The organism is Ruegeria sp. HKCCSP346, from assembly GCF_017872595.1.
Taxonomy (GTDB): Bacteria; Pseudomonadota; Alphaproteobacteria; order Rhodobacterales; family Rhodobacteraceae; genus Ruegeria.
The window spans coordinates 982,149-1,008,090 of sequence record NZ_JAEDOT010000001.1 but is presented as its reverse complement, the minus strand read 5'-3'; the positions used below and the strand labels follow the sequence as shown (position 1 = coordinate 1,008,090).

The following is a 25,942-nucleotide window of genomic DNA, read 5'->3' as shown; positions in this document are numbered from 1 at the left end:
GAACACTCATATGGATCGTCGTTCATTTCTGAAAAAATCCGCGCTGGGCGGTTCGGCTGCTGCTGCAACTGCTCTGGCAGCACCGGCTTATGCGCAGGGACAGCGTACTCTGACCATGGTGACCTCGTGGGGTCGTGGTCTGGCGGGCGTGTTTGACAGCGCGCAGCGTTGTGCCGACAGCATCAACGCCATGTCTGATGGCAGTCTCAATGTTGAAATCAAGGCAGCGGGCGAGCTGGTTGGCGCCTTCGAAGTATTTGACGCGGTGTCGTCGGGTCAGGCCGACATGTACCATGCCGCTGACTATTACTTTGTGGGTCAGCACCCGGGTTATGCGTTCTTCACGGCCGTTCCTTTCGGCATGACGGCGCAGGAACTGGTGAACTGGTACTATCATGACGGCGGTATGGAGCTGCATGACGAGCTGGGCGAAATCTTTGGCCTGAAGTCCTTCCTGGCCGGCAACACCGGTGCGCAGGCGGGTGGCTGGTACTCGAAAGAGATCAACAGCCCCGAAGACTTCAACGGTCTGAAGTTCCGTATGCCGGGTCTGGGCGGCAAGGCGCTGGGTAAACTGGGCGCATCGGTCCAGAACATTCCGGGGTCGGAAGTGTATCAGGCGCTGTCGTCCGGCGCGATCGACGGTACCGAGTGGATCGGTCCATGGGCCGACGAAAAGGCCGGCTTCCAGGAAATCACCAAGACCTACTACACTGCGGGCTTCCACGAGCCGGGCGCAGGTCTGTCGCTGGCAACCAACCGCGACGTGTTCAATGAACTGACCCCGGCACAGCAGAAGATCATCGAGATCGCTGCCGCCGAAGCGCACCAGTGGAACCTGGCACAGTTCCTGGCCAACAACGGCGCAGCGCTGCAGCGTCTGCAGGCGGGTGGCGTCAAGGTCCTGGAATTCCCGGACAGTGTCTGGGACGCGTTTGGTCAGGCCAGCCAGGAAGTTCTGGACGAGAACATGGGCGATGAGCTGTTCAAGAAGATCCACGACAGCGCGATGACGTCGATGGCAGCATCGTCTGCTTGGAACAACCTGTCATCGGGTGTTTACACCGCTCAGCGCGACCGTGTTCGCGGCTAAGCCATTCTGATCCAAGAAAAACCGGTTCCCCCGCGGCGCGGGGGAGCCTTTCCCGTTGCGCTAAGGGGTTTGGGCAAGCAACAATAATCCCATGCACAACTGAGACGACCTGGGGACAACATGCAGGACGAAAACGGTATCTCGTTCTTCGGCGCCCTGTGGAATGGACTGGTCTGGTTCATTCAGAACATTGCCGAAGCCTTCTATAATTTCGGATACGCCATCACGCATCCGCAACTCTGGTTGGACTGGTCCGACAAGGCGTCGATCATGCGCTTTGTCTATTACGGCGGTTCGGTCGAGTTCTTCTTTGTGGTGTTCACGTTCTTTCTGGTTCTGACGGCCATCGGGCTGTACTACCGGACCTTCATGTGGGCCATCGTGCGGGGCCTTGAGGGGTTCGCCAATACCACCGGGCGTTTCTTTGCCTGGGCGGGCCTTTTGATGGTGATCCAGCAGATCGTGATCGTTTTCATGCAGCGGGTATTTACCAGACCCGATATGTCCTTTGGTTTGGGTATCCCGTTCCAGATGGATATCAGTTGGTTCGCGGAAGAACTTAAGCTGTATAATGCGATGGTTGTCTGCCTGTGCTGTACCTACACATTCGTGCAGGGTGGGCATGTGCGCGTTGACCTCATTTATGCCGGCATCAGCCACCGTGCCAAACGGGTGGTTGATATGTGCGGTGCGGTTTTGTTCATGATGCCCATGGCGGTGCTGACCTGGATGTATGGCTGGTACTTCATGTGGCGGCACCTGATCGTGCCGAAACCGTCGGCCAGTGACACGCTGGACCGACTGGTGGCCAAGTCCCGTGCCCTGCGCTGGAACGTGGAAACCATTGGGTTCAGCCCCAACGGATTCAACGCCTACTTCCTGTTCAAGATCTTGCTGGTGGCCTTTGCGGCCATGGTGTTCCTGCACGCAATCGCATTCCTGTACCGGTCGTATCTGGAATACGTGGAAGGGCCGGAAAGCACCGGAAAATACCTCGACAAGGACAGCCTTGGTGAGGGTGAAGAAGCCTATGAAGGCGCACATTAGGGACGGAGACCCAGACTATGTTGTTCGGACTTGATGGCGTCGAGATAGGCCTCATTATCGTATTTTTCTGCCTCTTTGGGGGCATCCTTTCCGGCTTCCCGGTGGCCTTTGCCATCGGCGGCGCCGGAGTGATTTCCTTTGGGATCATCGCGGCACTGGACAGTGCCGGGCTGTTGATCCACCAGGCAATCGACACAGGCTCGCAAGCCTATCGGGATATTGTAAATTCCGGGGTAAAACCTGATGTCATATCGGTATTCCGATACCCGGATCTGCCAAGGATAGCCGAGCCGGTCTTTGTCTCTGGCTGGGAAACCGCGTTGGACCGCAACGTGTCGTTCATCGTCAATCGCATGAACGAACGGGTTCTGGCCGGTCAGTCCATCGAGACATTGCTGGCCGTGCTGATGTTCGTTCTGATGGGTATCACGCTGGAGCGTTCAAAAATCGCAAACGACCTGCTGACGACGATGGCGCGCGTCTTTGGACCGCTGCCGGGTGGTCTGGCCGTGTCCATCGTGGTTGTGGGGGCATTTCTTGCGGCCTCTACCGGCATCGTTGGCGCGACCGTGGTGACCATGGGCCTGCTGGCGCTGCCAACCATGTTGCGGAACAATTATTCGCCGGAACTCGCAACGGGTGTGATCGCGGCCTCGGGTACGCTGGGGCAGATTATTCCGCCCTCGATCGTGATCGTTCTGCTTGGCACATTGGCGGGCGATCTGTATTCGACAGCGCAGGAGACGCGGGCCGTTGAGGCGGGATGTACCGATGCGTTGACCTATCTGGGGGAACCCGCGGTTGTCTCGGTCGGAACCTTGTTCCAGGCGGCTCTTTTGCCGGGGATCCTTCTGGCGCTGCTTTATGCGTTGTATGCGTTTGGTTATGCATTGCTGAATCCCCATAAGGCACCTGCCGTGGCGCTGTCAGGCGGGTCGGGTGAGCCGATCACCCGGTCCGAAGGTCTGACTTGGCTGCTGGGGGCACCGGTTGCGCTGATTGTCGGCACCGTGTTGCTGGGCAATGTCGGCCTGATCGGCAGCCAGAACATTTCGGTCTCGGCTTTCTCGGACATCGGACAGGGCGCATCGTTGCGAACCAACGTGTCGGAAGAATGCAAGGTATCGATGATCGATCTTCATGGTCAGGCCGCCTGGGATCAGGCCGTCGCCGAGCAGGACGCCATTGACGCCGCTGGCGGTGCAGCTGAGTCTCAGCGCCTGACAGAAGAAGAACTGGCCGCCGCACAACAGGAAATGATTGCATCAGCCGCACCAATTGGAACGGGTGTCGCGATCACCGTCGTGCTGTTGGGCCTTACTCTGGTTCTGGGTCGTGGCATCGCCCCCTCGCGTACGCCTCAGCCGCTTATCGTTGGTGCGATTGGTCTGCTTCTTATGGTGTTGGTCGATATCTTGCTGATTTCGCCCACGACTTCTTCGGGGGCGACGTTCCTGTTGCTCGCGTTGCCATTTGCGCTGGCCATGTATGGTTGCAAGGAAGCCGCAGCGCGATGTGCGACCAATGACCTGATCCGCGTGGTCTTCCCGCCACTGGTTCTGATCATCGCTGTTCTGGGGTCGATCCTGGGGGGAGTGACCAACCCGACGCCGGCGGCGGCGCTGGGTGCGGGTGGCGCGATCATGCTGGCGGCCTATCGCAAGCTGCAGGATCAGGGGCGATCGGGCAAGGTGATCATCTGGTCGACCTTTGCCGTGATCATCGCCTTGCTGATGGGGGTGAACTTTGACCTGCGGGTCAATCAGGGCAATGTGACGTTGGAGACCTGGATCGCCTTCATCATCGCGTATGCGGCCTATCTGTACGCCTTGTTCGGGCTGCTGTTCGGGTGCTGGGTGCTGTACTCCAGCGGAGTTCTGACCCCGGTGGTGCGCGAGACGGCCAAGGTGACCTCGATGGTGTTTACCATCCTGATCGGATCCCAATTGCTGAACCTGGTGGTGATCTCGTTCGGAGGGGAGCACTATATCCAGCAATTCCTGAAGAGTTTTGACAACGAGTTCACGGTCTTCCTGATCGTGATGCTGGTTTTGTTCATACTGGGCTTCGTGCTGGATTTCCTCGAGATCATCTACATCGTGATCCCGATCGTTGGGCCGGTGATCTATGGCGGGTCGTTCGACCCGAAATGGGTGACGATCATGGTGGCGGTGAACCTGCAAACATCCTTCCTGACACCCCCGTTCGGGTTCGCGTTGTTCTACTTGCGAGGGGTTGCGCCGAAGGAAGTGACGACTGGCCATATCTATCGCGGGATCATTCCGTTTGTTCTGATCCAGGTGGTAGGGATCGCAATTCTGTGGTTCTTCCCGGCGATTGTCACGATCGTACCGGACCTGATCCCGAACTGATCCGGATCATCAAAATGCAAAAGGGGGCCCGAAGGCCCCCTTTTTCTTGTTTGTTGCTGAGAAGGGGCCAGCCCCTTCTTGCCCTGCTGCCAATTCATCCCCGGGATATTTTCGGCCAGATGAAGAAGCGGATCAGGTGAATTGGATCAGATCCCAGCGGTTGTCATAAGGATCGCACCAGACGGCGACTGTGCCATAGGTTTCGACGCGGGGGGGTTCTTCGAAATGGACCCCATTGGCACGCATCTGTGTGTAGTCGCGTTGGAAATCATCGGTTTGAAGGAAAAAGCCCACACGGCCGCCGGTCTGGTTGCCGATGGCGGCGCGTTGTTCGGGCCCGTCGGCTTTGGCCAGAAGAAGGGCGCCGCCGTCTGAACCCGGCGGTGTGATCAGGACCCAGCGTTTTCCGCCTCCGAGATCGATGTCCTTCAAGAGCTGGAAGCCAAGTCTTTCCGTATAAAACGCAAGTGCGTCATCGTAATCCGGCACCACGAGGGTGACGGCGTGCAGCTTCTGTTTCATCGGATGGTCAGCCCTTGGTGGGGTGGCGGTCGGGAAGCTGGATATTGGCCACTTGCTCGGCAATCGGAGCGGTGGACAGGGGGTGCCGTGAGGAAGCGCAGAAGGTATCAGGATCTGTGATCTTTTGCCATTCGCCCTGAATATAGGCCTCAAGCCCGGAGAATTTTGCCTTGTAGCCCATCTTGGGGCTGCCGGGGACCCAATAGCCCAGGTAGATATAGGGCAGGCCGGCTTCGCGCGCGATCTCGATATGGTCCAGGATCATATAGGTGCCCAGAGAATTCTGAGGCTGGTTCGGATCGTAGAAAGAGTAGACCATGCTCAGCCCATCATCGAGCACGTCGGTCAGGCTGACAGCGATCAGGTCGCCGGTCTCAGGATCTGCATACTCCACCACTCGGCTTCGAATCGGGGTTTCTTCGATCATTGCCGCAAATTCGAACACGTCCATGTCGGCCATGCCGCCATCGGCGTGCCGGGTGTCAAGATAGCGGCGGAACAGCTCATACTGCTCGTCCGTGGCCCAGGGCGATGTGGCGCGGCGTTGCAGATATCCATTGCGTTTCACAGCGCGTTTCTGGCTTTTTGTCCGGCGGAAAGCCGAGACGTCGATCCGGGCGGACAGGCAGGCTGCGCAATCTGTGCAGGAAGGGCGGTAGAGCACATTCTGCGACCGGCGAAACCCCTGCTGCGACAGGGAATTGTTCAACTGTTCCGCACCTTCGCCCTGAAGCGCGGTGAACAGCTTACGCTCCATCCTGCCATCGAGATAGGGGCAGGGTTGCGGGGCCGTGACATAGAATTGTGGCGCAATTGGCAGCGTGTGTCGCATGAAGTTCCCAGATAGCCTCGGGAGGGATGATAGCAACCGTTCCCGAGGCCGCCAAGTGTTTCGCGCAACCGCGTGTCAGGCCCGTCGATTGATCATGACCGTGCCCAGAAAACTGTCGGTCAGACCCTGGCCGCGGGCGCTGGTCAACATCATGATCACCGAGATGATCTGGATCACCGCAAACGCCATGCTGACGAAATAGCCGGCAGTGTGGGCGATGGCCTTGCCCATATCCATTCGTTCTCCGAATGCGTCGCGCAATTCGATTCCCATGAACCGCATGCCCAGTGTGGCCGAGCCGTTGGTGATGGTTACTACGCGATAGACAAAGCTGATCACGGCATAAATCACTGCCAGAAAAAACAGACCGAGGCCTGCGCTCAACAGGATCGCCACCGTGCAGAGCAGCGAGATGAAGGCGATATCAAACAACCAAGCGACAAAGCGTTTGCTTGTCACCGAGCGGTAGAAATCAGGTTGGGTATCCGGGTCAGGCAGGTGGTTCATTCGTCAGGTCCGAAAAAATGGGTCAGGGTACCCTGTCCCGGATTGCCGGGACAGGGCAAGGTCAATCAGGCCGGCTTGGCATTTTCGTCGTCTTCATGGTTCTCGCGGGCGCGTTCGTCCATGAACTCGTCGAATTCGGCCTTGTCCTTGGCCTCGCGCAGGCGGCGCAGGAATGCCTCGAAGTCCTGCTGTTCGCGTTCAAGGCGGGCCAGTGTATCTGCCTTGTAGGCGTCAAATGCGCTGTTGCCGGATGGTTTCATCGCGCTCATGTGGCTGTGCCAGGATTTGCGGCGGCTGCAGGATTTGCTGAACATGCGTTTGCTCCAGATCATGTAAGCCAGAAGGGCCAGGCCAACCGGCCAGAAAAAGATGAAACCAAGGACCATGGCAGCGATCCAGGCCCCTTTGCCTTTGTCATCCAGCCAGGCCTCAATTCGGTAAAGCCATCCCGGATTCGCGGGGACGGCGGGGTCGGACAATGCGGTCATTTGAGCTCTCCAGGGTTGATGTAAACTCTTTTCACATTGATTAGATGGGGTCGTGGGCGGGGGTTGCAAGGGGTCAATGTAAAAAAGGTTTACATTCAGCAATTCGGTTGACGGTGAGCGCCATCAGCCGCAGGTTGCGGAAATGGATATGACAGAACACAAAACGGCACCTGCGCTGAATGAAATTCTGAATTTGGAAAAGCAGGTCTGGATGGCGCTGGTCGAGGGCAACGCAAGCGCGGACCGGGCATTGCTGAGCGCGGATTTTCTTGGGGTCTATCCGACGGGATTTGCCAATCGTGACGATCATGTCGGCCAATTTGCAGATGCTCCGACGATGGCCGAGTTCGAACTGAGCGACGCGAGATTGCGTGTTCTGACACCGGATATCGTCTTGCTGTCCTACAAGGCCGATTACCTGCGCCCGGGTGCGACAACGCGCGAGGCGATGCTGATTTCTTCTTTGTGGGAACGCAGAAACGACGTTTGGGTCAACAGTTTCAGTCAGGACACGCCGGTTCAGAACACCTGATCAGAATGCCCCATTGACGATCACGCGCCGCGATGCGCAGTTTGCGCCCATGACAGACGTTTTAGCCATTTCACGACTTCCGCGCCCTTTCGATCCATCCCTGGGGGCCGAGGCGCAGGCCCTGATGCCTGATTTGCCGGCCGAGATGGCAGAATTGGTGGCGGGCACCGCCGGTTCCAGCCCCTATCTGAAAAGTCTGATCGAACAAGAGGAGGGCTGGCTGCCCGAGGCCCTGATGCACCCGGATCAGGCATTGGCTGACGTCATGGCTGCTGCGCGTGATCTGCCGCCGGATCAGTTGAAACCCGGATTGCGGCAGGCCAAGCGGCGAATGGCTCTGCTTACGGCGTTGGCCGATATTGCAGGTGCGTGGCCATTGGAGAAGGTCACGGCGGCCCTGACCGATTTCGGTGCGCTGGCCGCGGATGTTGCCGCCAAGGCCGAGATCGCGACACTGATCCGGCGCAAGAAGCTGCCGGGCATGACCGAGGATGATGTCGAAACCGCAGCCGGCCTGGTCATACTGGCGATGGGAAAGATGGGCGCGCATGAGCTGAACTACAGCTCGGATATCGATCTGATCGTCCTGTTTGATGAAACGCGCTTTGACCCCGATGACTTTTACGAGGCCCGGCAGGGCATGGTTCGGGCCACGCGCAACTTCTGTGCGACGTTGAGCGAGAAGACGGCGGATGGCTATGTGTTCCGAACGGATCTGAGGCTGCGCCCCGACCCGGCCGTGACACCGGTTTGCATGGCGATGGAGGCCGCCGAGCGGTATTACGAAAGCCTCGGTCGTACGTGGGAGCGCGCGGCTTACATCAAGGCGCGGCCCTGCGCCGGGGATCTGGATGCGGGGCAGCGTTTCCTTGACGGCTTGCGCCCCTTTGTCTGGCGCCGCCATCTGGACTTTGCCGCCATTCAGGACGCCCATGACATGCGCCTGCGCATCCGGGAAAACAAAGGGACGGGCGGGTCTTTGTCGATCCCCGGTCACGACATGAAACTGGGGCAGGGCGGTATCCGCGAGATCGAGTTTTTCACGCAAACCCGCCAGTTGATCGCGGGTGGGCGGGACGCTGACCTGCGGGTGCGAGGCACGGTTCCCGGGTTGGCGGCGCTGGCGGCAAAAGGCTGGGTGCCACAGGATGTGGCGGACAAGCTGACAGATCATTACCGCGCGCACCGCGAAGTCGAACATCGCATCCAGATGATTCATGATGCGCAGACCCACAAGGTGCCGAACTCACCCGACGGGATCGAACGCGTCGCCTGCCTGATGGGGATCAGCAGCGCCGAGTTGACGCAGGACCTGAAAAACCGCCTGACCGAAGTGCATGAGCTGACCGAAGGGTTCTTTGCCCCCGGACCTGGTGCGGCGCCCGCCCATGTACAGGATGTGGAGTTCGACAAGAACGTTCTGGCCCGATGGACGACATATCCGGCCCTCAGGTCCCAGCGCGGCGCGCGGATTTTCGAACGTCTGCGCCCCGAATTGCTGTCACGTCTGGCCAAAACCGCCAAGCCCGACGAAGCATTGATGGCTTTGGACGGGTTCCTGGCGGGCCTGCCCGCCGGGGTGCAGCTGTTTTCGCTGTTCGAGGCGAATCCGCAACTGATCGACTTGTTGATCGATATCGTCGGAACCTCGCATGCTCTGGCATCGCACCTGTCCCGCAACGCGTCGGTGTTCGATGCGGTGATCGGGGGCAGTTTCTTTGCGGATTGGCCCGGGCAAGAGGCGTTGCAAGCGGAATTGACGCAGGCTTTGTCGGAAGAAACGGATTATGAAACCCAGCTTGATCTTGCCCGACGCTGGTGCAAGGAATGGCATTTCCGGGTCGGCGTGCATCACCTGCGCGGCCTGATCGACGGGGTGCGGGCAGGTCGGCAATATGCCGATCTTGCGCAGTCGGTCATCGCGGCCATCCTGCCGCATGTCACCGAGAATTTCGCCCGCAAACACGGCGCTGCACCGGGGCGTGGCGCTGCCGTGCTTGGGATGGGGTCGCTGGGGGCAGGCCGGATAAACTCGCAATCCGATCTGGACATGATCGTCATCTACGATCCTTTGGATCAGGACATGTCTGACGGTCCGCGCCCTTTGGCCACGCGCACGTATTATGCGCGGTTCACGCAGGCCCTGATCACGGCATTGTCCGCTCCGATGTCGCAGGGACGCTTGTATGAGGTCGATATGCGATTGCGTCCCTCGGGCAATCAGGGGCCGGTCGCAACCAGTTGGGCCAGCTTTGTCAATTACCAGCGGAACGAAGCCTGGGTGTGGGAGCATCTGGCCCTGACACGCGCGCATGTTGTTGCCGGGGATGCCGGACTGGCCGAGGAAATCGAAGCCTTCCGCACCGAGTTTCTGTCGCACCCGCGAGAGCAGGGGAAGGTTCTGCGCGAAGTGGCCGAGATGCGGTCGCGCCTGGCGGCGGCCAAGGCGCCCGCCGGCATCTGGGACGCCAAGAACGGCCCCGGCCGGCTGATGGATATCGAATTGATGGCGGAAACCGGTGCTTTGCTGGCGGGGTCCGCGCAGCGCGATGTCGCGTCGGGTCTGGATGGCGCCGTCGCAGCCGGGTTGCTGGATGTCGCGCAGGCGCAATCTCTGAAAGACTGCTATGACCTATTTTGGTCGGTGCAATGCGCCGCGCGGTTGCTGTCGGGCAAGACAATCGAAGCCGACAAGATCGGCGAAGGCGGTACGGCATTTTTGTGCCGCGCCACCGGGTTCGAACAGGTCGAGGCTTTGCAGGCGGCATTGCAGGAATGTTACACGACCGCGGCCGATCTGATCGGCGGCGTGATCAAGGGGGAAGAAGATGGCGCGCAGCAGTGATCCCAACGACCACAAAGGTCTGATCCGGGAAGCCTATCGAATCGACGGCATCACCCTGCCAGAGTGTCGCAGCATTTTTTTGGACTGGGCGCTGAGCCTTCCCGCAGATCGCGACCAGAACACGGCGCTGGCCGAGCTGCACGCGGGCTATGCCGAGCAGAACCCCGATCATCCGATGACACAGGTTCTGACCGAAGGCCTTCAGACGGCAAAGGCCCCAGAACGCCGCGGCGGTTGGCGATCCCGTAACCGCTAGGGCTTTCCCACCGGCGCGTTCAGGACTATGAGGGCGCCATGACCCAATCTGCCGACCGTCCCCGTATCCGCCTGAAACCCAAAGCCAATGCGCGCGGCCTGCGCCATGGTTTCCCCTGGGTCTACGCCAATGACATCGTCACCGACCGCCGTACCCGAAAAATTCCGGCGGGCGCTCTGGCCGTGCTCGAAGATGACAAACGGGCGCCCGTCGCGCTGGTCGCGGTCAACCCCGCGTCCAAGATCATGTGCCGGGTTCTGGACCGTGATATCGACGCACAGCTTGACGCGACGTGGTTCGAGAGCCGTTTGCAGCGCGCCCTTGATCTGCGGGAAAGCCTGTTCGACGCCCCGTATTATCGCCTGATCCATGCCGAAGCGGATGGCTTCCCTGGCGTCATCATCGACCGCTTTGGCGTGGCCTGCGTCATTCAGCCGAACGCGGCCTGGGCCGAGGCGCACCTGGATGTGCTGACCCAAGCTCTGGTCAAAGTCACTGGCGTGACCACGGTGCTGAAGAACGCTTCGGGCCGTACACGCGGGCTGGAGGGGTTGGACGACGTCTACCAAGTGTTGCGCGGAACCGCGCCCGATGCGCCCTTTCCGGTGCCGATGAATGGCGCCACCTACATGGCGGATCTGACAGGCGGTCAGAAGACCGGGCTGTTTTACGACCAGCGCCCCAACCACGCCTTTGCCGCGCGCCTGGTTCATCCCGATGCGCAGGTGCTGGACGTGTTCAGCCATGTGGGCGGCTTCGGTCTGGCGATGCTTGCAGGCGGTGCGGGGCAGGCATTGTCCGTCGATGGCTCAGCCGCCGCGCTCGACCTGGCGAAAAAAGGGGCCGAGGCGTCGGGCCTTGCTGAAAAGTTCCAGACCCGACAGGGCGACGCGTTCGAGGTTCTGACTCAACTGGGTGAAGAAGGCGCGCGATTTGATGTGGTGATCTGCGATCCGCCCGCGTTTGCACCGTCCAGGCAAGCGCTGGATGCGGGGCTGCGCGCCTATGAACGTATCGCACGACTGGCGGCGCCTCTGGTCAAACCCGGTGGTTATCTGGGGCTGTGTTCGTGTTCGCACGCGGCTGACCTGAGCCGGTTCCGCGATGCGTCCTCCCGTGGGATCGGGCGCGCCGGGCGTCAGGCGCAATTGATCCACACCGGGTTTGCGGGTCCCGATCACCCGCAACTGCCGCAACTGGCGGAAAGCGGCTACCTCAAAGCAGTGTTCTACCGCCTGTGAAGGCCGTTCTCGACACCTGCGTCATCTATCCCACGGTGATGCGCGAGATGCTGCTGGGCGCGGCCCGCCTTGGCCATTTCACTCCGATCTGGTCTGCCCGCATCCTCGAAGAATGGGCCCGCGCCGCGCGCAAGCTGGGCCCGACGGGCGAGGCGCAAGCCCGCGCCGAAATTGCCTTGGCGCAAGCGCAGTGGCCAAGGGCCGAACGCGCGCCGGTCCCGGGGCTGGAGCAGCGCCTCTGGCTGCCCGACGCAGCCGATATCCACGTTCTGGCGACGGCCATCACCGCCTCGGCCGACGTCATCGTGACCGTCAACGCCAAGGATTTCCCCAGAAATATTCTGGCAGAGGAGGGGCTCGACCGCCGAGATCCCGACGGCTTGCTGCATGGTCTCTGGCTATCTGACCCTGACGGCCTGGCGACCATCGCCGATCGCGTTCTGAGTGAAGCCATCCGCCTTTCCGGCCACCAATGGACCCTGCGGGCGCTGATGAAAAAGGCCCGCCTTCCACGCCTTGGCAAGGCGCTCACCCAATAAACTGGATCCCACTTCATCTGGCTAAAAATATCCCGGAGAGCGCGAGAGGCTGGCCTCTCGCTGCGTACCCTCAGCCACGCGCCCAACGCTGCTCAAGGGCCTCCAGTGCCGCAATGCGCTCACCCGTTTTCGGGTGGCTCATCAACCATGCCGGGGCAACGCCCGCCCGTTGTTGCGTCAGGTCTTCCAGCTTGTGAAACAAGGATTTCTGCGGCCCGATCCCGATTCCGGCCTTGGTCAGCAAGGCGGCGGCATATTCGTCCGCCTCATACTCATCCTGTCGTGACAGGCGCGAGGCCAGTAATGATGTCAAGGCATTCGCAATCATCGCTCCGATAAACGGAATAAACCGGTTCAGCACCATGATCAGCGCCGTCCGCATCGCGTTTTGGCCTGAAAAATCAATCATCCGTCGCTTTGCGTGACCCAAGGCTACATGTCCCAGCTCATGTGCGATCACGCTGGCCATTTCCTCGGCCGACACCTCTCCGTTGCGGAATTTTCGGTAAAACCCGCGCGTGATGAAAATCCGACCATCCGGAGCAGCCAGCCCGTTCACCGGGTCAATCTCGTAGATATAGACAGGGACCCGATCGATTTCCAAAGCTGCGGCAAGCCGGTCCGTCATACGTTTCAGCACCGGGTCGGCCAGTTCGGTCGATTTTGCGTCCAACTCACGATGGGTGCGCCAGACCGAAATGCGGTACATCACGATGGCGTAGCCAATTGCCAGCAGGATCGGGGTTAATCGAAGCATGTCAAAGATATGGTCCGAACATGGGCTTTGCGCAAGTCACACCTGCGGGATGTTCGTCGGGACCCGCATAATCTTTTTTCGTGCGCCGAATTCGGCATAACCTTTTTTCGTGCGCCGAAATCGGCACAACCTTCGATAAGTTGTGATCTTGCGATATGAGCTGTTGATTATTGCAACGATCCCACTTAACCGACAGGGCGCTATCGATGGGGGACCCATGACCGACAAGAACTATGAAGCGCGTCACCTGGAAACACTCGACCGGGATTTGCGGCGCTTTTCACGCCTCGAAATGGCGACCGCACAGGCTGGACGACCCTTTGTGGGCTCAGGGATCGCCCTGGCATTCATTGTCGTCGCAGGCCTTGTGGCCGCTTTCCTGTTCGGGCAGGGCAACAATTCACTTGTCGTCGTGATCGCGGCGATGTTCGGGGCCTATATGGCGCTGAATATCGGGGCCAATGACGTCGCCAACAACATGGGTCCCGCAGTGGGGGCGAATGCGCTGACGATGGGCGGTGCCATTGCGATTGCCGTTGTTTTTGAAAGTGCCGGGGCGCTCATTGCCGGGGGCGATGTCGTGTCGACCATCGCCAAGGGAATTATCGCGCCGGAAAGCATGGGAACGGCCGATGTCTTCATATGGGCGATGATGGCGGCGCTGCTGTCCTCGGCGCTTTGGGTCAATCTGGCGACTTGGATCGGCGCGCCGGTTTCTACCACGCATTCGGTCGTGGGCGGTGTAATGGGGGCAGGGATCGCTGCGGCTGGGTTCGGCGCCGTAAGCTGGGGCACCATGAGCAAGATCGCTGCCAGCTGGGTGATCTCGCCACTTCTGGGGGGCTTGGTCGCAGCCGGTTTCCTGTGGTTCATCAAGGCCAGGATCATCTATCAGGAAGACAAGATCGCCGCGGCCCGCAAATGGGTGCCGATGCTGGTCGGGATCATGGCGGGCGCCTTTGCATCTTATCTGGCGCTCAAGGGTCTCAAGAAAATCATCAAAATTGATCTCGGGACAGCGTTGCTGATCGGTGCGGCGTGTGGCGGGCTGATCTGGGCAGTGATGATCCCGGTGATCCGCCGCCAGTCCGAGGGGCTTGAGAACCGCAACAAGTCGCTGAAAATTCTGTTTGGAATTCCGCTGATCGTGTCTGCGGCACTGCTGAGTTTTGCGCATGGTGCAAATGACGTTGCCAACGCGGTGGGACCGTTGGCCGCGATTGTGCAGGCTTCTGCCTCGGGCGACTTCACTCATGCCGTCAGCATTCCCTATTGGGTCATGGTCATCGGTGCGTTCGGGATATCGTTCGGCCTGTTCCTGTTTGGTCCGAAACTGATCCGTATGGTCGGCAGCCAGATCACCAAGCTCAACCCGATGCGGGCCTATTGCGTTGCCCTGTCGGCCGCAATCACGGTGATCGTTGCAAGCTGGCTGGGCCTGCCTGTCAGTTCCACCCACATCGCGGTTGGCGCTGTCTTCGGTGTCGGGTTCTTTCGGGAATGGGATGCCGAGCGACGGCTGAGACGCGCCAGCCGGGCTTTCCCTGAACGCCCCCGCGTCGCGCCGGAAGAACGCCGCCGCCGCAAGCTGGTTCGTCGGTCGCATTTCCTGACCATCGTTGCTGCGTGGGTTATCACGGTTCCCGCCGCTGCAATGCTGGCGGCGATCCTGTTTCTTGGGATTCAGGTAATTGCCGGGTAAACTCTGGCGCTGACCTCAACGGGTCAGCGCTTTCATGCCCTGTTCCAGCCCGGCCAGGGTCATCGGCACCATGTGGCCTTCGAAGATCTCCTGAATCATGCTGATGGAGTGGGTGTATTCCCAATACTTCTCGGGCACGGGATTGATCCACAGGTTCGACGCCCATTGATCCCGCGCGCGTTGCAGCCAGACCTGCCCGGCCTCTGCGTTCCAATGCTCGTTGGCGCCGCCGGGATAGGCGATTTCATACGGGCTCATCGAGGCGTCGCCGACGAAGATGCATTTGTAGTCGGGCCCATAGGTGCGAAAGACTTCATGCGTGGGCGTCTGCTGGTCCCAGCGGCGGCGATTGTCACGCCAGACGCCCTCGTAAAGGCAATTGTGGAAATAAAAATACTCCAGATGCTTGAACTCGGACCGTGCGGCTGAAAACAGCTCTTCCACCACTTTGATATGCGGGTCCATTGATCCGCCAACGTCCAGAAACAGCAGAACCTTGACCGCGTTGTGACGTTCGGGTCGGGTTTTGACATCCAAATAGCCGTGCTCGGCCGTAGCGCGAATGGTGCCGTCCAGATCCAGTTCTTCCGCAGCACCTTCGCGCGCCCAGCGGCGCAGGCGTTTCAGGGCAACCTTGATGTTGCGGGTGCCCAGTTCAACCGTGTCGTCCAGGTTTCTGAATTCGCGCTTGTCCCAAACCTTGACCGCGCGCTGGTGGCGGCTTTCCTTTTGGCCGATGCGCACGCCTTCGGGATTGTAGCCATAGGCCCCGAAAGGAGAGGTCCCGGCCGTGCCGATCCACTTGTTGCCGCCCTGATGGCGGCCTTGTTGTTCCTTGAGACGCTCGCGCAGCGTTTCCATCAGCTTGTCGAAACCGCCAAGCGCCTCGATCTCGGCTTTTTCTTCATCAGACAGGTGCTTTTCGGCCATTTTGGCCAGCCAGTCGCCGGGGATGTCAACGGCTTCCAGAACCTGATCGAAGCTGATCTCGTTCAGTCCTTCGAAACTGGCGGCAAAGGCGCGGTCGAACTTGTCGATGTTGCGTTCGTCCTTCACCATCGACACGCGCGCGAGATAGTAGAACGCCTCGATATCATAGGTGGCCAGACCCTTTTTCATGCCTTCCAGAAAAGTCAGATACTCCCGCAGCGATACCGGGATGCCAGCTTTGCGAAGGTTTTCGAAAAAGGGCAGGAACATCGTGTCAGGCCACCAAACGCACCAGAATCAACGAGATCACCAGACCCACCAGCGCAAAGGCAATGCCGTATCCGGCGGCATATTGCGCCATGTCGGCCCGATTACCGCTGCGCTTTTTCGCGGTCAGGGCTCCCAAGGTTGCACCCAGTGCCGCCATTCCCAGAACTACCAACATATGTGCGTCATCCGTCTTTCGTGCCATCCGTATGTTATCGACCGTTGTCCCGCGACAACGACTGGGCCACCAGATCCGAACCAAACCCGTACCGCGCCCATCCCAGGCTGTCCAGCCTGACGGCACGTGCCTGCTGTATCTGCCCCGCCTGTTTCAGCGCTTCTGATTTCAGCAACAGCAACGTGGCCAGCAAAGACGCATTTTCTGCCCGTGTCATGACATCGATGGCCCTGTTCAGCTCGGGCAGAACACTGGGTCCCTTTTCCTGTGCCAGCGCGAATGCCGCGGTTTGCGTGGTGACATAGGCCTGATGCACCTCTGTGCCGGGCGTGGCCTTCAGAAATTGCTGCGCAATCTGAAACTGGCGTTGGGCTTCGATGGGGTCCCGGAATTGTTCCATCCGGCCCATCAGGTAATGGGGATAGGCGCGGCGGTGATCCGTCCATCCCTGCTGCTGACCGATCCGTGCCGCCTTTCGGGCAGCGCGCAGCTGTCTGGGCGACCCCGCGCCCGGTCCCAGTGATTTCTGGATCGCGTCAATCCATTCGCGCGGTGTATCCGTAAAGGGTTGAACGGGCACCCTGTCCCCGCGCGGGTTCATCCGGCTCAGAACCCCCGGGATGACCGCGGCAACCTGATCGCGGGTCATGCCGGTGCGCAGTTCCGGCGCATAGGCAGCCCGCAGGATCAACATGTCGAACCCGGTCAGAACCGTATGGATATTGTCGTCGTTGAACACCGAATCCGGCAGGTGATACAGATCGTTCAGCGGACCAAGCGCTTGCGCCAGTTCTTCATGCAGGCAATCACGTATTTCCTGCGGACTGACGTCGTATGGGATGAAAATCCCAAGCCGTTCGCGTTTGTGCAGTTCTGTCCAGCTGCTTTTGATCTTTCGGCGGTCACGGCGATATTCTTCAAGGCTGGAGGAGTTGGGGACGACGAAACAGGCCGCGTTGGGCAGAATGCGCAGAATGTTTTTCTGGCTGACGGCTTCGATGGTGATATTCGCCTGGCCTTCGTCGATCTGTCGGATGTTGATTCCGGCTTCACGCCTCAGGCGGTTGAGCAACCGGTTCAGATCTTGCTGCATGCTTGCGGTCGGCGATCCGGCCAGGCGGACTGTGACCGGGGTCTCAAATCGCGTGAAAACGGGCAGGGCGGCGCCGCTTTCCAGTTCAAAATGCAGGGACAAGAAATCCGAGGCGATGTTCTTGTTCGATCGAGCAGGCGGCGAAGGACGTGCCGTTGAAAAAGACTTGGCAGGCGGCAGGCTTGCTTCGATGGGCGCGACCTGATCGGGCAGCTCGATCGTTTCAACCGTCGCGCAGCCGGCAACAACCAGTGCCAGAAAAAGGGCACTCAATCGCTTCATGAGCGGGCGTACTTGATGAACGGTGTCAGTGTGCCGATGCGATCATACAGTTTCCGCGCAGTGTGGTTAAAATCCTGGGTCAGCCAATAGACCGACGGCGCGCCCTGACGATCGGCCTCGTCATAGACCGCCTGGATCAAGGCCCGGCCAACGCCTGCCCCTCGTGCCTCGGGTTGCGCGAACAGGTCTTGCAGGTAGCAGACCTTTTCCACCTTCCAGGCGTGGCGATGAAACAGATAATGTGTTAACCCGACCAAGGCGCCATTCTGCTCGGCAACGAAACAGGAAAAATCCTGCGGGTCGTCGCCCAGCAGTCTGGAAAAGGTTGTTTCGTATACATCATCGGGCAGGGCGGTTTCATAAAATGCCAGATAGTCCCGCCACATGTCGGCCCATTGGCTTTTGTCCTCGGCACGCAGGGTGCGGATTGTCAGTGCGTTCGCCACGCGAGTCATCCAATTCTGTGGGCGGCGAAGCTCTGTTTCGCCAGATGGGCCGATGCTGGCATCCGGGCCGCCGCAAGGCAAGCCATGATCACCGTCTGGTCACCGTCCGGCTATCGTTTGCCGCGTGCCATAAAGGCCAGACGTTCGAACAGATGCACGTCCTGTTCATTCTTCAGCAACGCGCCATGCAGTTTCGGAAGCGCAACTGTGCCGCCGCGTTTGAGGTCTTCGGCGCTCAGGTCCTCGGCCAGCAGCAGCTTCAGCCAATCCAGCACTTCCGATGTTGACGGCTTTTTCTTGAGCCCCTGCGTCTCGCGGATTTCATAGAACTGGGTCAGGGCGGTGGTCAGCAGCGCATCCTTGATGCCGGGGTGATGAACCTCGACGATGCGGCGCATCGTGGCCTCGTCCGGGAAGCGGATGTAGTGGAAGAAGCAGCGGCGCAGAAACGCGTCCGGCAATTCCTTTTCATTGTTCGAGGTGATGATGACGATCGGGCGGTTTTTGGCCCGGATGGTTTCCCCTGTCTCGTAGACATGGAACTCCATCTTGTCGAGTTCCTGCAAAAGGTCGTTTGGAAACTCGATATCCGCCTTGTCGATCTCATCGATCAGCAGAACGACCTTTTCGTCGGCCTCGAAGGCCTGCCACAGCTTGCCCTTGCGGATATAGTTCGTCACGTCATGCACACGTTCCTCACCCAACTGGCTGTCCCGCAGGCGGCTGACCGCGTCATATTCATACAGGCCCTGCTGCGCGCGGGTGGTGGATTTCACGTTCCATTCAATCATCCTCAGCCCCAGCGCGCCGGCCACCTGTTTGGCAAGTTCTGTCTTGCCGGTGCCGGGTTCGCCCTTGACCAGCAATGGGCGTTCAAGTGTGACGGCGGCGTTCACGGCAATCGTCAGATCGTCAGTGGCGACATATTCGGCTGTACCTTGAAAGCGTGCGGTCATGGGCTTCTCGTGTGGTTTTTCGTGATCCGTGGGCAGGTTGTGTTGTCCGGGTTACAGACGGTCAATGATTTTGACAACCCGCGTCCCTGCGTCGGTTGAGGCGATTTTTGCAGGAACTCCAAGCCCTTTTGGTTGATTCGTGCGCGCGAATGTACCCTGCCAATATACACCTGCCTCAAAAAGGCCTGCTAAATTTCATAGAAAAACAGGGTTTTGTTGTTGTTTGTCTCATATTTAGACAAAACGGCACGAGGGCGGGCTGAAGCAACGTTTGTGTAGTGACAATCCCACGCCCGTCGGCTAAACGCTGCGCAGAAGGGGGTGCCAAATGTCAGGTGAAACATCCGCGACCGACGTTTCTGGCCATACCGAGGGAGCAAATATGAAACAGGAAGTTTTTCTGCCGGAGGATTACCGTCCGGCCGAAGATGAACCTTTCATGAATGAACGTCAGCTTGAATATTTCCGCCGCAAGCTGTTGGATTGGAAGAATGAGCTTTTGGCGGGCAGCCGCGATACGATCGAAGGGCTGCAGGACAACACCCGAAACATTCCGGATGTCGCAGACCGCGCGAGCGAGGAGACCGATCGCGCTCTGGAGCTGCGGACTCGCGACCGCCAGCGCAAGCTGGTTGCCAAGATCGACGCAGCCCTGCGCCGGATCGAAGAAGGTGAATACGGCTACTGCGAAAAGACCGGCGATCCGATTTCGCTGAAACGCCTGGATGCACGTCCGATTGCGACCATGACGCTAGAGGCGCAAGAGCGCCACGAGCGCCGCGAAAAGGTCCATCGCGACGATTGATCGCCGGGTGAAACTGGAAAATTTCGAACGCCGGGGCCTGTGGCTCTGGCGTTTTTGCGTTATGCGGGGGGCATGAAGATCAATCGGTTGAATTTCTGTGTAATTGGTGGCGGCATCGGCGGTCTGGCGGCTGCGTTGGCGCTGCGGCAACACGGGGCGCAGGTCACCCTGCTAGAGCAAGCCCCGGCATTAACCGAGGTTGGCGCCGGTCTGCAGATCAGTGAAAACGGGTTGTGCGTGTTGCGCGCGCTTGGGGTGGCGGATCTGTCTGCGGGCCAGAAGTCGCACGGTACGATCTTGCGCGATTACCGCAAAGGCCGCGTTGTCAGCCGGCTGCCCGGTCCTTCGGCTGGCCCGACCTATTATTTTCACCGCGCCGATCTGTTGAATCTGCTGCACTCTGCGGCCCGCAAGGCCGGCGTGGATGTCCGTCTGGGGGCCAAGGTTTCCAACGTGCACAAACACCCCAACGAAGCCGAAATTCTGTTGGCGAGCGGCGAACGGCTGCGCGCCGAATGCGTCATCGCCGCCGACGGTGGCCGAAGCGCGATTCGCCCGGCTCTGAACGGGCCCGAGACACCAGAGTTCACGCACCAGGTCGCCTGGCGCGCCACCATTCCCTGGCGACTGGATTCAGGCGTGGTGACGGCATCCCTGACCATGGGGCCGGGTCGGCATGTGGTAACCTATCCTTTGCGCGATCAAAGCATGATGAACATCGTTGCGGTCGAGGAACGCTCGGACTGGAGGGAAGAGGGATGGAAGCTGAACGGCGATCCGGATGAATTGCGTGCACGTTTTTCAGGGTTCGGCGGTCCGGTAGGTGAGATTCTGTCAAAGGTCTCGGATGTGAATCTGTGGGCCCTGTTCCTGCGCCCGGTCGCAGAAAAATGGCAGAACGGTCGTTTGGCATTGCTGGGGGACGCGGCGCATCCGACCTTGCCGTTCATGGCACAAGGCGCCTGCCTGGCGTTGGAAGATGCCTGGGTGCTCGCACGATCTTTCGACGAACATTCGGGTGTCGCCAGTGCGCTTGCCGCCTACGAGAAAACGCGCCGACCAAGGGCAGAAAGCGTGGTTGCCGCTGCCGGGTCGAACGCACGCAATTTCCACCTGTCAGGCCCCGCCCGTTTGGCGGCCCAATGTGCGCTTATGGCCATCGGACGGAAATTGTCACGCCGCTACGAATGGATATACAGCTACGACGTCACGGCCTGAACCGCTAAATATCAAGATCGACCCAGACAGGCACGTGATCCGAGGGTTTTTCATGCCCGCGCACGGCGGCATCAATCTGGCAATCCCGCATTAGATCTGCCGCTTGCGGGGTCAGCAGAAAGTGATCGATCCGAATTCCGTCGTTCCGGTTCCAGGCCCCGGCCTGGTAGTCCCAGAATGAATAGTGCCCCGCGCTTTGGGTGGTGGCCCGGAACGCTTCGGTGAAGCCCAGATTCAGGATCTTGCGAAACGCGGTGCGGCTTTCGGGGCGGAACAATGCGTCTTCGCGCCATGCTTCGGGGCGTTTGGCGTCCTCCACCTGCGGGATGATGTTGTAATCCCCCGCCATCAACGCAGGTTCTTCGGTTGCCAGCAAATCACGGGCACGGTGATAAAGCCGCTCCATCCATGCCAGTTTGTAATCGTATTTCGGGCCGGGCGCCGGATTGCCATTGGGCAGGTACAATCCACAGATCCGAAGAGCCTTTTTACCAACGACGGTGGCTTCTATCCAACGGGCCTGCTCATCCGCGTCATCGCCGGGAAGGCCGCGGGATACATCCTCGAGGGGAAGCTTCGACAAGATTGCAACGCCGTTGAAGCTTTTTTGTCCATGGGTTTCCACGTTGAACCCACGCTCTTCGAATATCTCGCGCGGGAAGTTTTCATCGACCGACTTGATCTCTTGCAACAGCACAACGTCCGGCTGCGCTTCGTCCAGCCAACGGGGCAGGGCTTCGACCCGCGCTTTGATGCCGTTGATGTTGAACGTGGCGATTTTCATGCGCGATCCTCCGAAGACTTGGTCCAACCTATCGCGCAGAACGGGCCCAACGGCAAGGCGGAGATCGTATTTGCGAGGCTCTGCCTCGCGCTCCGGGATATTTTTGGCCAGATGAAGAAACGGATTATTAACCGAATTTCTTCAAGCTGAAGTGGCGGTACAGGCGGGGACGCCGATGACCGCGCCAGGTGAAGCCCTCTGGACTTTCGGTCAGAGGGCGGACCCCTGCTTCATCTGGCTGAAAATATCCTGGGGGTGTGGGGGCAAAGCCCCCACGGTTACATCGAAAAAGATGTGCCACAACCACAGGAAGAGGTGGCGTTGGGGTTGTCGATTACAAATCGCGCACCGATCAGTTCCTGGGTGAAGTCGATAACGGCGTTTTCCAGGAAGGGCAGCGAAATGGCGTCGACAATGACTTTTTGCCCTTTGCCTTCAAGGACCAAATCATCTTCTTTTGGCGTATCCAAAGCGATTTCGTATTGAAACCCCGAGCAACCGCCGCCTTCCACTGCGACGCGCAGTGCCTGACCCTGATCCGCCGCGCCGATTTCTGCGAGGCGTTCAAAGGCGCGATCCGTGACTGTTGGGGGCAGATTCATGCCGGTCTCCAAAGGTTTCCTTCCGTTACGCCATACAATATAGAAAGTGCAAGGACAGGCGACAAGGACGGGCCATTTGGACAGAGCTAGTTTTGCCTCGGATCCGGACCGCACCAGGGGACGGCTCGTAGCCGAGGAGGAAAGCAGTTTCCGATCATGCTTTCAGCGCGACCGGGACAGGATCATTCACGCCAGTGCCTTTCGGCGCCTCAAACACAAGACGCAAGTTTTCGTTGAGCATGAGGGCGATAGCTACCGCACCCGCCTGACCCATTCCATCGAGGTGGCGCAGGTGGCCCGGACCATTGCCGGTGCTCTGGGCCTGAACCCAGAGCTGACCGAAGCCGTGGCCCTGGCGCATGATCTGGGGCACACGCCCTTTGGACATACCGGCGAGGACGCGTTGCACGCGTTGATGAAACCCTATGGTGGTTTTGATCACAACGCGCAGGCCATTCGGATCGTCACAAAGCTGGAGCGCCACTATGCAGAATTCGATGGGTGCAACCTGACCTGGGAATGTCTGGAAGGAATAGCCAAGCACAATGGCCCGGTTGAGGGCGATCTGCCCTGGGCATTGGCCGAGTGCAATCAGGAATTCGATCTTGAACTGCACACCCATGCCAGCGCGGAAGCGCAAGTTGCGGCCCTTTCTGATGACATAGCGTACAACAATCACGATCTTCTGGACGGGTTGCGCGCAGGCTTGTTCACGGATGACGATTTGCAGGACCTGCCAATTGTCGGGGTCTGTTACGCCGAGGTGGATGCCAGATACCCAGGGCTGGATTCCTATCGCCGGCGTCACGAAGCGCTAAGGCGTGTTTTCGGGGTCATGGTGGGGGATGTCATCAACACTTCGAACGATCTCATTGCCGTTTCTGGCGCGCAGTCCGTCGAAGAAATCCGACATCTTGGGTATCCTGTCATCCAGTTCTCGGATGAGGTTTGGGCGCAACTGCGTGAAATCCGGGCGTTTCTGTTCACACGTATGTATCGCGCACCCAGGGTGATGTCAGTGCGGGCAGAGGTGGCAAAGATCGTGGAAGATCTGTTTCCGATCTACATGAACGATCCCAGGCAAATGCCTGTGCGCTGGCACGATGACATTGAAGCTGCCAGGGACGACACAGCCTTGGCCCGCATCGTTTCCGATTACATTGCGGGCATGACCGACCGATTTGCCTTGCAGGACCATGCGCGGCTGACGGGCTGATCACTCCACGGCTATGTAAGCGATGGCCCAGACTTGCTGAGCCGCTTGTTTCGCAGACTGATCGGCGTTCTTTGTCGGTGGGAACACGATCATTGTCGGGCCATAGCCTCCGATCCCCATCGGTGCGCCATCAGCATGCGTTGCAACGATCGGTTTGTGCGTTGCGATACTGTCCCACTCGATTTCAGCCTGATACCCATCCAGCGCCATGGGAAAAGCGGTTTTCCCCTCGGACCCCGCCAGTGTCATGACGTCTGCCAAAAGCGGGCCCGAAAACCTGTAATCCCGCTCATTGCCCGGAGGACCATAGGGGATTGTGATCTCGAACTGCTCCAGCCCGTCCAGCATGGCTGCGTCAAACCCTGCCGCGCCGTCATGCGTGACCTCCAGATAGCCCAGCAGACCGCCGTCATTCTCACCTCGCGCAGGCAGGTTTGTTTCACTGACCGCGCCGCCCAGCGTCAGCAGCACATGGCCTTTGGGCTGTGGCAGGTCGGCCAGCGCAGGCAAGGCGGTGGACAAAAGCAAGGCAAAGGACAAGGCGCGGTGCACAAACGGTCTCCGGTAGCGGCGTACAGGCCCAAGATTAGCGAGATGTTTCGCCAAACCAAGCTTAAACATTAGGCGTCCATTGACCTTGCCGGTTTGCGTGGTAAACCCCGCGACAAGCAAAAGGACATCCGAAATGAACCTGTTTTCCGAGATCCGCGGCCTTGTACTGGACGCGCTGGCGCAGATGCAGTCCGAAGGCGCATTGCCCGAGGGGCTGAGCTTTGACAACGTGGCGGTCGAGCCGCCGCGCGATGCGGCCCATGGGGACATGGCAACCAACGCCGCGATGGTGCTGGCGAAACCAGCCAGGATGAAGCCGCGCGACATTGCGGATGTTCTGGCCGGGAAACTGGCGGCAGATGACCGGATCACAAGCGCAGAAGTGGCAGGGCCCGGTTTCCTGAACCTGCGTCTTGCGCCGTCCGTTTGGCAAGGTGTGTTGGCGGCGGTTCTGGAAAAAGGCACCGATTTCGGGCGCTCGACCATGGGGCAGGGTCAGAAGGTCAATGTCGAATATGTCTCGGCCAACCCGACCGGTCCGCTGCATGTCGGGCACACACGCGGCGCGGTGTTCGGGGATGCGTTGGCAAGCCTGCTGGCCTATTCGGGCCATGACGTGACCCGTGAATACTATATCAACGACGGCGGCGCGCAGGTGGATGTGCTGGCGCGGTCGGCCTACGAACGTTATCGCGAGGCCAATGGCCTCAGCCCCGAGATTGCCGAAGGGCTGTATCCCGGCGACTATCTGATCCCGATCGGCGAGGCGCTGAAAGAGAAATATGGCGACAGCCTGATCGACAAGCCGGAAAGCGAATGGCTGGAAGAGCTGCGCGAGTTTTCGACCGACGCGATGATGGACCTGATCCGCGCCGACCTGAAGGCGCTGGGCGTCGAGATGGATGTGTTCTTCTCGGAGAAATCGCTCTATGGCACGGGCCGGATCGAGGCCGCGCTGCAATCGCTGACCGAAAAGGGCCTGATCTATGAAGGCGTGCTGGAGCCGCCCAAGGGCAAAAAGCCCGAAGATTGGGAGCCGCGCGAACAGACCTTGTTCAAATCCACCGAACATGGTGATGACGTCGACCGCCCGGTCAAGAAGTCGGATGGCAGCTGGACCTATTTCGCCCCCGATATCGCCTATCACTATGACAAGGTGAGCCGTGGCTTTGACGCGTTGATCGACGTGTTCGGGGCGGATCATGGCGGCTATGTCAAGCGGATGAAGGCGGCCGTGTCGGCCTTGTCCGATGGCAATGTGCCGCTGGATATCAAGCTGACGCAGTTGGTGAAACTGTGGAAAAATGGCGAACCGTTCAAGATGTCGAAACGGGCCGGGAACTTTGTCACCCTGCGGGATGTGGTCGATCAGGTTGGTCCCGACGTGACCCGTTTCGTGATGCTGACCCGCAAGAACGACGCGCCCCTGGATTTCGATTTCGACAAGGTATTGGAACAGAGCCGCGAGAACCCCGTGTTCTACGTTCAATACGCCCATGCCCGGGTGATGAGCGTGCTGCGCCGTGCCGCCGAGGCGGGGATCGACGCCACCGACGACACCTTGCGAGGGGCCGATCTGGCGTCGCTGGACCACCCCGCCGAACTGACGGTTGCCAAGAAGCTGGCGGAATGGCCACGCCTGGTCGAGATCGCTGCGCGGACCAACGAACCGCACCGCGTCGCCTTCTATCTGTATGAACTTGCAGGGGATTTTCACGCTCTGTGGAACAAGGGCAATGATGAAACCCAGTTGCGTTTCATTCAGGATGGCGATGTTGCCACAAGCCAGTCGAAAATTGCGATGGCCCGGGCCGTTTCTGTTGTGATTTCAGCGGGCTTGGGTATTCTTGGCGTCACCCCGGCGCAGGAGATGCGGTAAC

General features: G+C 59.5%; 26 protein-coding genes. 13 read left to right on the top strand and 13 right to left on the bottom strand.

What is annotated here, in order from left to right; all coding sequences use genetic code 11:
- Positions 1-10 precede the first annotated feature (10 nt).
- The 3 genes from dctP (at position 11) to I9185_RS05035 (ending at position 4,512) form a co-directional block, all read left to right on the top strand.
- Positions 11-1,093 (top strand): TRAP transporter substrate-binding protein DctP, encoded by a 1,083-nt coding sequence (gene dctP, locus I9185_RS05045; protein WP_117868673.1) that lies wholly within the window; start codon positions 11-13, stop codon positions 1,091-1,093.
- A gap of 120 nt (positions 1,094-1,213) precedes the next feature.
- Positions 1,214-2,140 (top strand): TRAP transporter small permease subunit, encoded by a 927-nt coding sequence (locus tag I9185_RS05040; protein ID WP_210092482.1) that lies wholly within the window; start codon positions 1,214-1,216, stop codon positions 2,138-2,140.
- 17 nt (positions 2,141-2,157) lie between these two features.
- Complete coding sequence (locus I9185_RS05035) at positions 2,158-4,512, top strand: TRAP transporter large permease subunit (RefSeq protein ID WP_171723090.1); 2,355 nt, start codon at positions 2,158-2,160, stop codon at positions 4,510-4,512.
- Positions 4,513-4,644: 132 nt separating this feature from the next.
- Here the strand turns inward: I9185_RS05035 and I9185_RS05030 are convergent, their stop codons facing one another.
- The 4 genes from I9185_RS05030 to I9185_RS05015 form a co-directional block, all read right to left on the bottom strand.
- The gene (locus I9185_RS05030; RefSeq protein WP_171723091.1) at positions 4,645-5,034 is read right to left on the bottom strand and encodes a VOC family protein; all 390 of its coding nucleotides are present in this window, start codon (positions 5,032-5,034) and stop codon (positions 4,645-4,647) included.
- 7 nt (positions 5,035-5,041) lie between these two features.
- On the bottom strand, positions 5,042-5,866 hold the full coding sequence (locus I9185_RS05025; protein ID WP_210092481.1) for an arginyltransferase: 825 nt from the start codon (positions 5,864-5,866) through the stop codon (positions 5,042-5,044).
- 75 nt (positions 5,867-5,941) lie between these two features.
- A complete protein-coding gene (locus I9185_RS05020; protein ID WP_171631821.1) occupies positions 5,942-6,373 on the bottom strand; it encodes an RDD family protein in 432 nt (143 codons plus the stop codon).
- Positions 6,374-6,438: 65 nt separating this feature from the next.
- Positions 6,439-6,861 carry a DUF2852 domain-containing protein gene (locus I9185_RS05015; RefSeq protein ID WP_210092480.1) on the bottom strand — a complete coding sequence of 141 codons (423 nt, stop codon included), beginning with the start codon at positions 6,859-6,861 and terminating at the stop codon, positions 6,439-6,441.
- Between the two features lie 148 nt (positions 6,862-7,009).
- Between I9185_RS05015 and I9185_RS05010 the strand changes: the two genes are divergently transcribed.
- From I9185_RS05010 to I9185_RS04990, 5 genes are read left to right on the top strand one after another with little or no spacing between them, the layout of a single operon-like run.
- On the top strand, positions 7,010-7,393 hold the full coding sequence (locus I9185_RS05010; protein WP_245223410.1) for a nuclear transport factor 2 family protein: 384 nt from the start codon (positions 7,010-7,012) through the stop codon (positions 7,391-7,393).
- Positions 7,394-7,442: 49 nt separating this feature from the next.
- A complete protein-coding gene (locus I9185_RS05005; RefSeq protein ID WP_210092479.1) occupies positions 7,443-10,238 on the top strand; it encodes a glutamine-synthetase adenylyltransferase in 2,796 nt (931 codons plus the stop codon).
- Positions 10,222-10,494, top strand: coding sequence for a hypothetical protein (locus I9185_RS05000; protein WP_171631831.1), 273 nt, complete (start codon positions 10,222-10,224; stop codon positions 10,492-10,494). The genes I9185_RS05005 and I9185_RS05000 overlap by 17 nt, the downstream gene beginning before the upstream one ends.
- A gap of 38 nt (positions 10,495-10,532) precedes the next feature.
- Positions 10,533-11,735 (top strand): class I SAM-dependent rRNA methyltransferase, encoded by a 1,203-nt coding sequence (locus I9185_RS04995; protein WP_210092478.1) that lies wholly within the window; start codon positions 10,533-10,535, stop codon positions 11,733-11,735.
- Complete coding sequence (locus I9185_RS04990) at positions 11,732-12,274, top strand: PIN domain-containing protein (protein ID WP_171631838.1); 543 nt, start codon at positions 11,732-11,734, stop codon at positions 12,272-12,274. Before I9185_RS04995 ends, I9185_RS04990 begins: the two co-directional genes overlap by 4 nt.
- A gap of 70 nt (positions 12,275-12,344) precedes the next feature.
- Here the strand turns inward: I9185_RS04990 and I9185_RS04985 are convergent, their stop codons facing one another.
- Positions 12,345-13,031: a M48 family metallopeptidase gene (locus I9185_RS04985; RefSeq protein WP_152458255.1), complete on the bottom strand. Its 687-nt coding sequence runs from the start codon at positions 13,029-13,031 to the stop codon at positions 12,345-12,347.
- 217 nt (positions 13,032-13,248) lie between these two features.
- Here I9185_RS04985 and I9185_RS04980 point away from each other — a divergent pair, with 217 nt between their 5' ends.
- The gene (locus I9185_RS04980; RefSeq protein ID WP_171631841.1) at positions 13,249-14,733 is read left to right on the top strand and encodes an inorganic phosphate transporter; all 1,485 of its coding nucleotides are present in this window, start codon (positions 13,249-13,251) and stop codon (positions 14,731-14,733) included.
- Between the two features lie 15 nt (positions 14,734-14,748).
- Here I9185_RS04980 and I9185_RS04975 read toward each other — a convergent pair whose 3' ends face one another.
- From I9185_RS04975 to I9185_RS04955, 5 genes are all read right to left on the bottom strand, one after another.
- Entirely contained in the window at positions 14,749-15,933 is a 1,185-nt protein-coding gene (locus I9185_RS04975; protein WP_171631843.1) for a VWA domain-containing protein, read from the bottom strand.
- Between the two features lie 4 nt (positions 15,934-15,937).
- Positions 15,938-16,135 (bottom strand): hypothetical protein, encoded by a 198-nt coding sequence (locus tag I9185_RS04970; RefSeq protein WP_171630689.1) that lies wholly within the window; start codon positions 16,133-16,135, stop codon positions 15,938-15,940.
- 7 nt (positions 16,136-16,142) lie between these two features.
- A complete protein-coding gene (locus I9185_RS04965; RefSeq protein WP_210092477.1) occupies positions 16,143-17,483 on the bottom strand; it encodes a DUF2927 domain-containing protein in 1,341 nt (446 codons plus the stop codon).
- On the bottom strand, positions 17,480-17,938 hold the full coding sequence (locus I9185_RS04960; protein WP_210092476.1) for a GNAT family N-acetyltransferase: 459 nt from the start codon (positions 17,936-17,938) through the stop codon (positions 17,480-17,482). Before I9185_RS04960 ends, I9185_RS04965 begins: the two co-directional genes overlap by 4 nt.
- A 101-nt stretch (positions 17,939-18,039) precedes the next feature.
- Entirely contained in the window at positions 18,040-18,885 is an 846-nt protein-coding gene (locus I9185_RS04955) for a MoxR family ATPase (RefSeq protein WP_210092475.1), read from the bottom strand.
- 382 nt (positions 18,886-19,267) lie between these two features.
- Between I9185_RS04955 and dksA the strand changes: the two genes are divergently transcribed.
- Positions 19,268-19,690: an RNA polymerase-binding protein DksA gene (gene dksA / locus I9185_RS04950; protein ID WP_171167736.1), complete on the top strand. Its 423-nt coding sequence runs from the start codon at positions 19,268-19,270 to the stop codon at positions 19,688-19,690.
- Positions 19,691-19,762: 72 nt separating this feature from the next.
- Positions 19,763-20,908, top strand: coding sequence for an FAD-dependent monooxygenase (locus I9185_RS04945; RefSeq protein ID WP_210092474.1), 1,146 nt, complete (start codon positions 19,763-19,765; stop codon positions 20,906-20,908).
- 4 nt (positions 20,909-20,912) lie between these two features.
- On the opposite strand, the gene xth is transcribed toward I9185_RS04945, so the two are convergent.
- Both xth and I9185_RS04935 read right to left on the bottom strand, forming a co-directional pair.
- Positions 20,913-21,692, bottom strand: a complete 780-nt coding sequence (gene xth, locus I9185_RS04940) for an exodeoxyribonuclease III (RefSeq protein ID WP_171631859.1) — start codon at positions 21,690-21,692, stop codon at positions 20,913-20,915.
- A gap of 278 nt (positions 21,693-21,970) precedes the next feature.
- A complete protein-coding gene (locus I9185_RS04935) occupies positions 21,971-22,294 on the bottom strand; it encodes an iron-sulfur cluster assembly accessory protein (RefSeq protein WP_152458245.1) in 324 nt (107 codons plus the stop codon).
- Between the two features lie 76 nt (positions 22,295-22,370).
- Here I9185_RS04935 and I9185_RS04930 point away from each other — a divergent pair, with 76 nt between their 5' ends.
- On the top strand, positions 22,371-23,510 hold the full coding sequence (locus tag I9185_RS04930; RefSeq protein WP_171723104.1) for a deoxyguanosinetriphosphate triphosphohydrolase: 1,140 nt from the start codon (positions 22,371-22,373) through the stop codon (positions 23,508-23,510).
- On the opposite strand, the gene I9185_RS04925 is transcribed toward I9185_RS04930, so the two are convergent.
- Positions 23,511-24,062 (bottom strand): hypothetical protein, encoded by a 552-nt coding sequence (locus I9185_RS04925; protein WP_210092473.1) that lies wholly within the window; start codon positions 24,060-24,062, stop codon positions 23,511-23,513. It abuts the gene before it with no gap.
- A 133-nt stretch (positions 24,063-24,195) separates the two neighbouring features.
- Here I9185_RS04925 and argS point away from each other — a divergent pair, with 133 nt between their 5' ends.
- A complete protein-coding gene (argS, locus tag I9185_RS04920) occupies positions 24,196-25,941 on the top strand; it encodes an arginine--tRNA ligase (RefSeq protein ID WP_210092472.1) in 1,746 nt (581 codons plus the stop codon).
- Position 25,942 lies beyond the last annotated feature (1 nt).